Below are 12130 nucleotides of genomic sequence, written 5' to 3'. Positions count from 1 at the left end.
GGCAGCCAATGGCGGCTATGCGGGTTGCGGCCGTAGACGTGTGAAGATGGAAGAGGCGACCGCTATGGGCCAATATTGCCAAGTATGCATGAATGCGGCTGAGTGCGACGAAGCTCCCCGAAACCGCATCTACCACAAAGATGTGGGCCTGAGACCGTCCGCGCTATGTCCCTCAACCTCAGCAAGGGCCAGTTCCTTCCAGTCGGCCCTTAGTCGTCCGCCCGCGACGCAGTCTCCAGCCCGAAGGATGTTTACAATGTCCTGCCCGGAAAACAGGCGCACCGGATAGCGGTCTGCCTCGATCTCTTTCTGCGTCTGTTCCGAGTACCATGACGTCGTGAAATACAGTCCGAACTGGCCTCGCCCAAGCCGCGCGACAAGACGTGAAACCTGATCCGGCGCAATGGCCGTCTTGTAGCGTTTGGCCTCACCCAGGAACTCGATCTCATAGTCAATCGGATATGGCATCTTAAACATACCGAAGAAGTCGATGCCGTGGTCGCCGGTCCTCCTTGTTCGCGTGACGCGATGCTCGAGGCCCGGAACGATGTCCGGCAGCTTGTCGATCAGAGCTACCGTGAATGCCTCGAACTCAGCAGGCGTCAACGCTGCAACCTCATTGAGGATCTTCTCATCATCTGATCCTGAAGCCGGTACCTGCTGCTGTTTGCTCCGCACCTTCGAAGACCAGACTTGCCGCCTTTCGATCTTTCCTTTCATAGCCTTTCGCCAGACCTCAGGTGCGAGGTTTCTGTCGACCTTGCGAACATCATAGGCGATGACACGTTGCCGAAGCCATTCTGCGGGAACCGTCTCAGTGTCCAGGATGGAAAGAAGGATACGCAAGTTCTTGATCGGCTTCCCTTCGTCCTCAAACCAAGCATGTCTGACGTCGGACAGGGCGCAAAGTCCATTGAACGTCAGCCACCCCGACCTCTGTTTCGAAAAATGAAGGATCGGCGGCATCTCGTCTAGACGCCCAGCGAGGCGCAGGTTGTTCGTCGCTTCGATACGCGCGTTGCCGGGAAACTGATTGAATAACTTTTCGCGCGCCGAGAACTTTGCGTCTCCCCAATAGTAGATATTTCCGCTCACCTCATCAACGACGTCGTCCCATGGATTGTGATGCTGGGCGGACATATCCCTTGTGACTAGGACAAAAAATGCAGGGACGGCACGATCTGTCTCCGGATCCACTGGCCCTCCCGATATCGGGTCTTTGAACCTGATACCTCCTGAGTTCGCGATCGAACCGGCGGACGTATTCAGCCAGCGTAGGAGTTCGTCGTCTTCAAACTTCACGCCCGCCTTGTCACGATACTGGTGACCAACGCGCCAGAACTCTTCGCTCATCACAATTCCTCAAATCAAAAGACGTTGCCGGCCACGAAGGTCGCGGATCAAGTCGAGGAAGTCCCCGACACTTATGAGCCATGCACGCTGGTCAGCCTGATAGGTACTGTGCAATGAGACGGGCAGCACAAGCTGCAGTCCGTGGCCCTGCATTTCGGCAGTCTGAACCTTCGATATCGCTGGCTCCAACGTAAGCAGATGCTTCGTCCTGATCCGGTCCGCCTCTGCCAGGACCTGCCGCCAGCGATCTTTGCAGCTTGTTTTTACGGCCAGCATGGCAAGCTGGTGGTCCGGATACCGGCGGTCGGCGTATTCGTCCTCGCCGGGAAACAGGAAATCTGCAGCGTTTCGTTTCTCCGTCGTGGCTTCGCGCGTGTAGCTCACCCCATGAGCCTGCAGGATGGCTTCAACATGGTGGCCGAAAGCATAGCCTGCCCGCGATTTACGACGGTTCTGAACGCTCAGGGAAAAGCTCAGGAACCCGTCCACGTCCGCTGAACCCTGCTCCGTGAAACCGGCCTTCAGCCGATCCGAGACGATCTCGCGTTCCAGATGCCGAAACAGCGCTTCCTCGTGCTCCATCCAGGCAACAAGCGCACCGTCAGGATCTTCCAGCGGATCGACCTCTGACAATGTTTCACGGGCGAAGACAGACAGTGGAACGGTTCCCGGAAAGGCCCGCCCGAACTTCTCAATAAGCAGGTCAAAGGCGTCTGGTTCGGGCTCTTCTGTTTCAATGCCAAGATCCGCCAGAATACTTCGCGCTGCGAAGCCAAGTTCAATAGTGTCGTCGCGATCGAGGCGGCGCGCGGCAGATCTTCCCTCGAATAGATCCAGCCCGAAGAGCCACAAAAGTTGCTGGCCAATGGTCGACCCTTCCGGCGTAAGAAGTACCATCAGGCTGCCATCCTTGGTCCGTGCGATCACAACCTGATCGCCGGCCCGAGCCTGATGGACTACCGGCTCGGACTCCGCCGCGTAGTAGAGGTGGTACTCAGGGCTCCGGCGTGCCTGGCCGCGACGGACGTCGCTCCATGTGCAAAAAGATTCAAGCTGCATAGGTTCCGCGTCTTCATCGTCTTCAAGCCAGTAGAAGATCGCCGGGAACGTCTGCTTTTCGGCCGGAGTGCCCAGAAAAGCCCGGAAGCCACTGACGCCCTGGAACTCGTGCTGGTTTGAGCGCTGACGGTTAATCTCAACCTCGGTCAGGGCTTTGGCACCAGCGCCCTCAAAGAGATCTGCCAGAACACCGAATTTCATGAGGGCACCACCATTCGCTCACCTTCGGTCAAACCCTGCAGACTAAGATCGACATTCTGCGAGATAAGCCAATCGGCGATCACACTCAGAACATCGGTCAGTGGTTGTCGCTGGCGTCCCTTGAGAGCACATTCCCAGACGACGCCTACTCTCCAACCGACATTGTGCAGAGCCTCTGTGTTAGCTTGATCCCGTGCAACATTGGCTCCGATTTTCTCACGCCAGAACTCTTCCCGCGTTCTTGGCCACTTGAAGAGATGGCAGCCGTGGCCATGCCAGAAACAACCATGGACGAAGAGCACAGCATGATGCTTGGGAAAGATCAGGTCCGGGCGCCCCGGCAGTTTGCGATCATGCAGACGGAAGCGGAAACCGCGGGCATGGAGCCCGCGGCGGATCAGCATCTCAGGTTTTGTATCGCTGCCACGTATCGCCGCCATGTTTCGGCTGCGGGTGGCTTTGTCGTGTACATCAACCAACTCTGAGAACGGACTCCGCATCGCTTTCAGTCAGCGACAGAATATGCGGTCGCATGATCCGCGCAACCTCCGCAAAAACCGGAACGGCGACCGAGTTTCCGAACTGCTTGTAAGCCTGCGTATCTGACACCGGGATCCGGAAGTCTTCTTCGTAACCCATCAGTCTGGCGCATTCGCGCGGAGTCAGCCGCCTCGGGTTCTGGTCCTCACCCCGGCTGACGAGGATTTCGGAGCCATCCTTGTAGTATCTGGCGGACAGGGTGCGAGCGATACTGTTCCCCTCAACCAGACCAAAACCGAAACCGTTGCCCTTAGCCCGGTGCTTGGCGGCGTAATCCTGCAGATAGCGCCAGAGCTTGTCGGAGAGCGTGTATTTCTCGCTAACGGCGGCATCGTCCCCAATTGTGTAATGGGCCTCGGGGTCTTCGAGGCCGTTCTCCGGATGGAGGATATCTTTCATAACCCGATGCCCACGCGCAGGCAAATCAATCTCGTCGAAGTCGAACGGAACCTCTTCCCGGAACCCGACAATCACAATCCGCTCCCGGTGCTGGGGCACAAAATGGGCCGCGTCGATGATCCGGGTGCGGATTGAATAGCCAAGCTCTTCTTCAAGCTTACGCTTGATGACCTCAAAGGTCCGGCCGCGGTCATGGCTCTTCAGGTTTTTGACATTCTCCAGAAGGAAAGCCGCTGGGCGGTGATACTTCAGTATGCGCAAGACATCGAAGAACAGCGTGCCCTGGGTCTCGTCATCAAACCCGTGTAGACGGCCCAGCGCATTTTTCTTGGAGACGCCCGCGATCGAAAACGGCTGGCAAGGGAAGCCGGCGACAAGCACATCGTGCGCAGGTATCGCGCTTGCGTCGACTTCGCGGATATCCCCGGCGATCGATCGGTTGTCGGCAAAGTTGGCCAGATAGGTCTGTTGCGCAAAACGATCCCATTCGGACGTGAATACGCAGCGCCCACCGGCCCCTTCCATTGCCTTTCGCAATCCGCCGATCCCGGCAAACAGATCGATAAACGAAAACATGGCCCCGCTGTCGACCGGACGGCGCTGTTCGATCTCGATTTTAAGGAGGCGGATAATGCTATCACGCGGCTTTTCCTCGCCACGGACCCAGCGATAGATATGGCCCTCGGAGTAATCCAGATGTTTTGCGGCTTCGGGTACAGAATACCCCGCCTTCCGCAGAAGGATTTCGAAATCGGTCATAACTGCTCCGCGCTGGGAATTTTTCTGACACTATGGCTGGGCACTGCCCATTCGACAAGAACAATCTGCGCACATCTGGTGAAATATTTGTTAACGCATACCGCATCCAGGCGACCCAGCCGGACAAAACGAGAACGCCGATCGCGCCCCAAATCCACTATTTCTGAGCGAAGGAGCCCGTCAACGGTCGCCGTCCACATCCCGCCGACAAACCTCAACGCCCATCTTCTCCAGAAGGCCCAGTATCCGTTCTCGCTTGTGGAGCGCATCTTCGGCTTTGGCATCCAGCGCAGGCTGTACCTCCAGCATGATCCGGATCGCTTTGATGAGCGACGGAACATGCCCCTTCAGACCCTTTTTGCAGAGCGCCAGATAGGCCGCCACATACCCTTCAAGCGACACGGTGCGTCCTTCGGGAGTGCGCGCCATTACCGGCTCAGACAGGATATCGGCGGCTTCTCTGATGAGATCAGACCGGGTCTTAGGGCGCCCCTTTGGATTACCAGACTGCCCTTTCTTCCACTGGTGGGGTTTGGGCGGTTTGCCGTAGCCCACATCATACGTCTCGGTCATCAGCCGCTCCCTCAGCCTGCTCCTCGGCCAACTTGCGCCGGATTCGCTTGACCAAGTCCTTTCTTTTTTTCTCAGGGTCATGCCGCTTCGCTTCAGTCGCTCGCGCTTCGTCGAGGATCGACCGCTGCAGATCCAGGGCCCGTCGATCACCCGAAATCGCCAGTTCGCGCAGCTTGCGGATCAGGGCCTCACTTATGGGCATCTGCCTGTCCGCGCCTTTGGGCCGGACTTTTCGCCTCAGAACCCGCTGCAGGACGACGTGGACGTCTTCAGGCTTCTTCGGTCGTCCCTTCGGATTGCCGGACTGGCCCTTGTTGAATCGGCTGTATTCCGGCGGTCTCATATAGCCCACCGGGGCTTTGATCTGATCTGTCATTCTGCAACCTCCGCTTCCGGGGGCTGAACCTCGTCAGCGCGCCGTTCAGCTGCCGCAGCAAAAGTTTCGCCTGTTCCTGCCAGAAACGCGTCATCGCCCGTCAGCGCCGCATAGCGGCGGCAGATGACGTCGCAATAAACCGGGTCCAGCTCAACGAGCCGCGCGACACGACCGCAGCGCTCTGCCGCGATCAGGGTGGTGCCGGAGCCGCCAAAGCCGTCGAGGACAGTATCGCCGCGCCGGGTCACATCACGGATTGCGTCGGCAACCAGAGCCACAGGCTTTACGGTCGGATGCAGCGCCAGATCCTGCTGGTTGCCGCCGAAACCGTTGACGCCGGGATAGTCCCAGACATTCGTCCTGTAGCGTCCCTTTTCGCCGAGTCCGAAGGTGTTCGTGTGTGGCGCTGTGCCCACCTTCCAGACATAGATCAGTTCGTGGCGGGACCGGTAAAAGGTGCCCATTCCGCCGTTGGTCTTGGCCCAGACGCAAAGATTTTTCAGCTCGGAATAGACTTTGGAACCCGCGGCCTGCAGTTCGGCCATATGCCGCCAGTCCATACAGACGAAGTGAATGGCGCCGTCATGGCTGATATCGACCATGGCGCCCAGCGAAGCCTTCAGAAAGGCCGTGAAGGTGTCAGAATCCATTTCGCCAGCGGCCATGGCGAATTCGCGATGTTTCACCGTGCCGGATCCACAGACATGACCGTCGATTTTCACATTGTAGGGTGGATCGGTGAATACGGCCTGAGCACGCTCCTCGCCCATGAGCGCCGCGTAAATCGAAGGATCACGGGCATCACCGCAGATCAGGGCATGACGGCCGAGGTGCCAGATATCCCGTGGGCGGGTGACAGCCGGCCCCTCTTCTGGTGCCGGCGTGGCATCCGCCGGATCGTCGGCACCTTCGCGGATGTCGTCGTCCAGCAGAATATCCAGTTCGGCGGTCTCAAAACCAGTGATCTCAAGCTCGAAGTTGAGGTCGAGGTCGGCAAGCGCTTCAAGCTCGATTTTCAGGATCTCACGGTCCCATCCTGCCAGTTCGGCGAGGCGGTTGTCAGCGATGACGTAGGCTCGCCGCTCAGCAGCGGAAAGATGCGCCAGTCCGATCGTTGGAACCATTTCCATTCCGAGCAGTTTCGCAGCCGCCACGCGACCGTGCCCGGCGAGGATACCGCCGTCGCTATCGACCAGCACCGGATTAGCAAAGCCGAAAGCGCGGATCGACGCCGCTATTTGTGCGATTTGTTTATCGTTGTGCGTGCGAGCGTTGCCCGCGTACGGGATAAGGTCGTTGGTCTTCCGATAGACGACCTTGAGCCGGGTCTTATCCGGCAGTGTTTTGATGTCAGCCATTGTCAGGGCCTTTCACGGTTTGCGCAGCCGGCTTGTCGTCACGGACACGAGCAGCGAACGACAATGCGATCTGCATCAGGTTTGGTTGTCGACGGACCTTTCCGGCACAGAATTGGTGGCCCCTATCTGCAGAGCTCACCGGGGTTTTAAAGAGCCGCGCGTGCAACACGGGCCAGAACGTCGTGCGTCAGGCAGTGCTCTTCATTGCGTGGATTTTTAGCGCGAGCCGGCCGCTGGCAGTGAACGACAGGATTTGTTGTGCATCGATCTGAAAGATCTCCCAGTCGATGTTCGCGAGCCTGTAGAAGCGATACATCTGGCGAAAGAAGAGCGGGTACTCCTCTTCCGAAAGATCGTCGAGTGTGAGCGCCGGAATGTCGTCAAGGCCAATCTGTAAGGCCGCTTCCACGAGACCCTGACCAGCAACAATTGTATCGTCACCAGTGATCAGAACCGGTGTCATCACACCAATGTCGATGAGCGAACGTTCAATCTCGGCGATGTCGTCCCGATCCAGTTCACCCAGTGGCTGAAAGTCAGGGTGAAGATCCGCAGGATTCATACGAAACAACTTGCTCCGCAATTCCTTCGCAACCATCGATGTTTCCAGATCTATTTTCTCAATTTCCATTTTTTTGCCTTTCTCATTTGTACTGTCGAATTGACGGGCACAGAATGAACAGGAGGCAAAAAGGTGTCGAAGCAGCCACTTCCAACTGAGTGCTTTGAAACTGCATTTCTTGAATTTCTTCGCATGAGGTTCGAATTTGAACCCCTGCCTCACTACGTCATGGCAGCGATGGAGGTCTGCCATCACACCAGCCGCGCTTACCCGGAATTCGTGACCGCGTTCTTTGTCTGGTTTACGGACAGTTTCCTTTTTGAAACGCGGGGCCGTTTCCCGGCGCAAGGACACAATGCAAATCCTTCCGACGCCCAATGGCGCAGATATGAGGACTGCCAGGATCTGCTCGAAAGCTGGCTGGAAGATGATCTTGACGCAGCGCTCGACAGGCAGGAGGCGCGTCTGGTTTTGGTCGAAGACTTCGAGGAAAAGCGCACCGAGGACCGGACAGACGAGTCAGCGAGTGGGCGAAGACGCGCGAATTTGAAGAAACCTGATACTGTCGTCTTTGCGGAGATCGCGGAAGAGAAAGGACTGTCGCCAGACACCGTTCGGAGAACTTACAAGAGCCACACAAAACCTGAGCAGTACATATCGTACTTGTCTCCGATCGCTCTCGTCAGATGCGAAGGCGGGTACACTGTCGAGACACGAGAGGTGGCGAAGCCAAGGCAAATCTTTTTGAAGCGAGGCAAGAAACTTCGCCTTTGAGCAGCCCAACGACCGCTTGAAACGGGAACCTCTAGGCCGCCTTTTGCGCCTTCTGAATGCTCCTAAGAGCGTCGTCCCGGCACCTGAGCAGTATTTCTGCGGTTTCCTCGCCAGAGAGTGACTCGAACAGAACCCCGCTTCCCCTCAGATTCAGTGCCTTCATAAACTCACGGAACGTGGCTTCAGTTCCGTACACTTCCGGATGGCTGCTCATCGTCTGGATTATTCCCCTCAACAAGCTCGCCCGGTTGCTGAGCATTGGGCGTTCAACCAGGTTTGAGCGGATGTCTGCAGTCCGCAGAAGTTCCCTCAGAACACCTGCCTGATCCTGAGGATCGACCCGCCAGGCTATGAACGCGTTCCACCATAACCGCGCAACCGCGTGGTCGTCGCGATACCCGGTTCTTCCACGCGCAAAGTAGTGTGTCTCAATCTGACGGACGTTCTGATGATGCACCTTCTTGCGCTTTTCAGCCGCCTTCTGCCTGGCACCTGTCAAACCTCCAAGCAGCCCGCCAGTTTCTTTCGGTTCGTCTCGGATTGGCCACCTTTGTCGAGCATAATCAAGACAGTCAAAATGCGTCATGCGCGACCAGACGCGCTCTTCTGTCGCCAGCGCTGGCGTCATCCCGTTGAAAGCCCCGAATACGATCAGTGAGTTGCTGACTTCCGCATCGCTACCTCCAGATGGATCCAGTTTTCTCAGCCTGTCATTGTCGACTTCGACAGAAGAAAGCTCCATTGACCATCCGTTCAAATCGGCCTGATCGTCGAAGCCAGAACTGCGATACCGTTCAAGGTTTGACGGAACGTTGGCTTTAAGGTCGGCGAGAATACTCTCAGAAATATATTTGAGTTTAGACATTGTCCATCAACTCCGTAAATGCTCCGCCGAGCTTCTCAACGGGAGACCCCAGAAGCCGCTGTGCGCTCTCCAGAAGAGGCGCTCCATCAATGTCGATGTTGAGGTGCTCGCATTTCGCTGAGAAAACCCGGCACCAGGGTCTGTCTTCAAAACCGGACGCTCCGTGTCCACGAATGCTTTCGAGAACCTCCATCACAACGGGCATATAGACGGCGCTCAGCAGCAACGGTTTGCCGCCCTTCGTGCCTCGTAGTTGCTCAATTGACTTGAACAAATCGACAGGGGCAAGAATCCTGATCGTGTCAGCCAGCAGATCGAGTTTGAGACGACCTTTGGGTATGTCGTCTGACGGAACGAGCTCGAAAATACTTTCAAACTTACGAAGTTTATCCTGCCCGATGGTAAATCGGGTGTCATTTGCAAGACCGATAATCTCCGATCCGCGAATAGAAACGGTTTCTCCGAATTCCGGGTTGAGGCTCTTGGCCGACCAGTCTTCGAGAGGTTCTGTCAGCCAGATGGCCGGCTTGACTTCGACGACGCCATAGAGCGCTCCGCGGTCAAATTTCCACGTTCCTGACGTTTTGTCCGCTGCGCGCAGCTCAGAAAAAAACGTATCCTGACAACGAATGAAGGCACCAGCCCGCGCTGCCCCTTTGTCAACTATTGACTGTACGTCAGACGAGGACAGCGACAAATCAAAATCGACTTCGACATTCCCATCAGTGGATTCACGCACTTCGGTGATCTGAAGATCAAAGTTGCCGCTCAGAAAGTCATCGTTGCTGTCACTCAGAACCGGGTGCGGAAAATGGCTGTTCAGATCAATTTTCATTGGCCATCCCTCAAAACCGCAGTGACCTCAACAGGCCCCGTATAGTCGTCGTCAAAGGTCACTTCGATCTCAACGCGCGCGCCCTGAACAACGCTCATTTCAACACGCCCGCGGCTGGCCGAACAATTTTTTGCGCCGGAGGCATTGGCAATTCTGAGTTCTGTATCGTCGTAGACACCCGTCGCAAGGAAAGTGAGCTCGATGTCGCCCGCTTCGTCCGGAGTAAAAAAGACTTTTCTGGTCCTGAGGTTCTGCTCGACGTTGCGAACTGAAGCGAGCCGTACAACACGCCTTTGCCCTCTTGTGCCGTCTCCACCTTCACCGTCACCGGATCCACTGCCTTTGCCGTCAGTTCCAACACTTCCAGCTCCATCATCGCGGCCTGCACCTCCTTCACTGCCTTCAGAATGCCGCGCAACCGGCTTCTTCGGCTTAGGCCGGACACGCTTTGCTGGCGTGAATCTGATCGTTTCCGGGTCGTCTTCAGCAGAAGGTACTTTCGCCTCTTCGGTGCCGGCGTCTGCGAAGAACTCTCCGAGCTCGTCAAGCTTGACAGCATCGCCACCAGTAATTTCTGCGTTCTCCCGGATCAGCGCTCTGATTTCGTGGATGAGCTGTTTCATTGCCCGGGTTACATTTTTCTGTTTTGCCGGATCATCAATCCGTCCCGCGGAGAAAGCGTTGTGTTGCGGGTTCTCCAGTGACTTCAGGACTTTGCTTGCATCGTTATCAACTGGCTCGACGAGCATTACGAAGTCCCGTGCGCCTTGGAAACGTGCGAACTTGTCACCAAAATGCTCAAGCGACTGCGCAATCAGCATACCGTTTCGAATGATCGCCACGCGTTTGGGCATGCCTTCTTCCACAAGAATCTTTGCCCGAAATTCGCCAAGACCATCGACCCGGAACCGTTTTGTTACGGCTTCCTCAGACCTTCGGCATCTGTAGAGCTGCCTCGCAAGCCGGATGTCATCCCCGTGAGAGGCCATTTCTCCAGCTTCTTCGATTGCTTCGTCGTCAAGCAATGAAGCCAACGTCTCGACACTCAGAATGCGAGGTTCATTTCCAACCTCAAACTCAATGTCACCGTCGTCAATTGCAGCAAAGAAATTCGAAAGCAGCGGGACGGTCATTCTGTCGATCCAGTCCTCCTCGCCACGGAACCCTACTGAAAACACGGATGTTCCTTTGGTGTCGCGCTGCAACCAGGCCGGAACCAACTCAGGATCCTCAACCGCTCTGAAATGCTCCGTATGACCCCAGTATCCTTTCGCCGTACGCTCGGTGTCATCGGCATCTTTATGTGAAACGAGCTGAACTTTTCCCTGAAGCGCGAACTTTTCACCATCCTGCGTGTCGTACAAAGTGGAATAAAATACCGTCCTGAGATCAGACACCGCGAAGGTCGCATTTTTGCCAATCCCGAACGATCCGCCGGATGTTTCGGTCGCCTTGTTGCTTTTGCCAGAACTCTTGACCAGCGCGTGAAACTTGGACGAGGCGTCGTTCGGCGGTCCCTCCAAACCGGTTGTGTTGTAGTCGGCAATCTCAAGAACAGGTATGAACAGGTTGGACACCACGTCATTTGCGTTTTCGAAAAAGTCGCGATCCTTGTCGCTTCCGGAAGCACGGGCGGTCTTTAGGCAAACGGAAATCGTTTCTCTGAGCTTTTCGATGCCAGGGATATCGCTGGCCGGCACCTGATGCTCACGCAGAACCATACGAACAGGGCGTCCATTCGCCGCGTCCAATGTGTTTTGTCCGGCCTCTTTGCTGCAGCTCACGAACGGGGTATCCCGGAAGGTCTCAATGCCGGCGTGACCCAGACCTTCGACTTCACCCGCCTGGTTTTCGAGGAACATCAGTCCAGTTTCATTCATCATACAACGCCTCAACTCTGTCACACACAATCACGTTCGTTCCTGACGTGTGGTCTATTTTCGAAATAAACTTTCGATCTTCGGCCAAATCCTTTAGATTTCTCGCCTTTTTGCAGTAACCGCGGGAGCCCGCAGCTTTCTGGCTCAAGACATCAATCAATCCGGAAACCATCGTCGCCACCTTTGTCACCGCGTGAAAAGCGTCCCTTCGCAGAGTCGAGCTCTTTCTGCAGAGCCCGAAAAATTTTGCGGATGTCTTCGTCAGCGAACTCGTAGGCCGATCGGTTCGACAAATTACCGATCAGCCGGAGATCCTTGATCGCCCGATTAACTCTGTTCTCCGCGAGCTCCACGAACTTCGCCCTCTTATCGCGCTTTGTCATCCGATTTTCCGCTCTGTCGCACTACAATAATCATATGTATGTAACAAAGGGGCATTAAGCAACATATGCTGATAACATTTCTGATATATTACATTATATTTGCTGATTAGCACACTATGACCTCACCCAAAAATATCTTTTATCATGTTGCTTTTAATTGATTTTATACAGCTTATGCCCTGTGATAGAGAGCTCGAAAAAAGAATCTAGCAC

13 protein-coding genes are annotated in these 12130 nt (G+C 55.7%); 1 reads left to right on the top strand and 12 read right to left on the bottom strand.

The window, feature by feature from the left end; all coding sequences use genetic code 11:
- Window positions 1-129: 129 nt before the first annotated feature.
- The 8 genes from ACR0AW_RS12310 to ACR0AW_RS12275 all read right to left on the bottom strand — a co-directional run bounded on the left by ACR0AW_RS12310 (window position 130) and on the right by ACR0AW_RS12275 (window position 7249).
- Entirely contained in the window at window positions 130-1353 is a 1224-nt protein-coding gene (locus ACR0AW_RS12310) for a restriction endonuclease (protein ID WP_170733027.1), read from the bottom strand.
- Between the two features lie 9 nt (window positions 1354-1362).
- A complete protein-coding gene (locus ACR0AW_RS12305; RefSeq protein WP_170733028.1) occupies window positions 1363-2613 on the bottom strand; it encodes a type II restriction endonuclease in 1251 nt (416 codons plus the stop codon).
- Complete coding sequence (locus ACR0AW_RS12300; protein WP_170708796.1) at window positions 2610-3113, bottom strand: very short patch repair endonuclease; 504 nt, start codon at window positions 3111-3113, stop codon at window positions 2610-2612. The genes ACR0AW_RS12305 and ACR0AW_RS12300 overlap by 4 nt, the downstream gene beginning before the upstream one ends.
- Window positions 3085-4311, bottom strand: coding sequence for a DNA (cytosine-5-)-methyltransferase (gene dcm, locus ACR0AW_RS12295; RefSeq protein WP_170708799.1), 1227 nt, complete (start codon window positions 4309-4311; stop codon window positions 3085-3087). Before dcm ends, ACR0AW_RS12300 begins: the two co-directional genes overlap by 29 nt.
- A gap of 180 nt (window positions 4312-4491) precedes the next feature.
- The gene (locus ACR0AW_RS12290; protein ID WP_170732853.1) at window positions 4492-4884 is read right to left on the bottom strand and encodes a DUF5681 domain-containing protein; all 393 of its coding nucleotides are present in this window, start codon (window positions 4882-4884) and stop codon (window positions 4492-4494) included.
- Entirely contained in the window at window positions 4868-5260 is a 393-nt protein-coding gene (locus ACR0AW_RS12285; protein WP_170708802.1) for a DUF5681 domain-containing protein, read from the bottom strand. Before ACR0AW_RS12285 ends, ACR0AW_RS12290 begins: the two co-directional genes overlap by 17 nt.
- Window positions 5257-6618 carry a site-specific DNA-methyltransferase gene (locus tag ACR0AW_RS12280; protein ID WP_170733029.1) on the bottom strand — a complete coding sequence of 454 codons (1362 nt, stop codon included), beginning with the start codon at window positions 6616-6618 and terminating at the stop codon, window positions 5257-5259. The genes ACR0AW_RS12285 and ACR0AW_RS12280 overlap by 4 nt, the downstream gene beginning before the upstream one ends.
- A 187-nt stretch (window positions 6619-6805) precedes the next feature.
- Window positions 6806-7249, bottom strand: coding sequence for a ParB N-terminal domain-containing protein (locus ACR0AW_RS12275; protein WP_170708808.1), 444 nt, complete (start codon window positions 7247-7249; stop codon window positions 6806-6808).
- A 123-nt stretch (window positions 7250-7372) separates the two neighbouring features.
- On the opposite strand from ACR0AW_RS12275, the gene ACR0AW_RS12270 reads away from it, so the two are divergent.
- Window positions 7373-7954: a hypothetical protein gene (locus tag ACR0AW_RS12270; RefSeq protein WP_170733030.1), complete on the top strand. Its 582-nt coding sequence runs from the start codon at window positions 7373-7375 to the stop codon at window positions 7952-7954.
- Between the two features lie 31 nt (window positions 7955-7985).
- Here ACR0AW_RS12270 and ACR0AW_RS12265 read toward each other — a convergent pair whose 3' ends face one another.
- The 4 genes from ACR0AW_RS12265 to ACR0AW_RS12250 all read right to left on the bottom strand — a co-directional run bounded on the left by ACR0AW_RS12265 (window position 7986) and on the right by ACR0AW_RS12250 (window position 11917).
- Entirely contained in the window at window positions 7986-8819 is an 834-nt protein-coding gene (locus ACR0AW_RS12265) for a DUF6339 family protein (RefSeq protein WP_170708813.1), read from the bottom strand.
- Window positions 8812-9654 (bottom strand): hypothetical protein, encoded by an 843-nt coding sequence (locus ACR0AW_RS12260; RefSeq protein ID WP_170708816.1) that lies wholly within the window; start codon window positions 9652-9654, stop codon window positions 8812-8814. The genes ACR0AW_RS12265 and ACR0AW_RS12260 overlap by 8 nt, the downstream gene beginning before the upstream one ends.
- Window positions 9651-11537, bottom strand: a complete 1887-nt coding sequence (locus ACR0AW_RS12255; RefSeq protein ID WP_480439127.1) for a hypothetical protein — start codon at window positions 11535-11537, stop codon at window positions 9651-9653. The genes ACR0AW_RS12260 and ACR0AW_RS12255 overlap by 4 nt, the downstream gene beginning before the upstream one ends.
- Window positions 11538-11686: 149 nt before the next feature.
- Window positions 11687-11917, bottom strand: a complete 231-nt coding sequence (locus ACR0AW_RS12250; RefSeq protein ID WP_170708822.1) for a hypothetical protein — start codon at window positions 11915-11917, stop codon at window positions 11687-11689.
- Window positions 11918-12130: the final 213 nt, after the last annotated feature.

The sequence above is a fragment of the Ruegeria sp. C5 genome, assembly GCF_056537605.1.
This window is presented reverse-complemented; position numbering and strand designations above follow the sequence as displayed.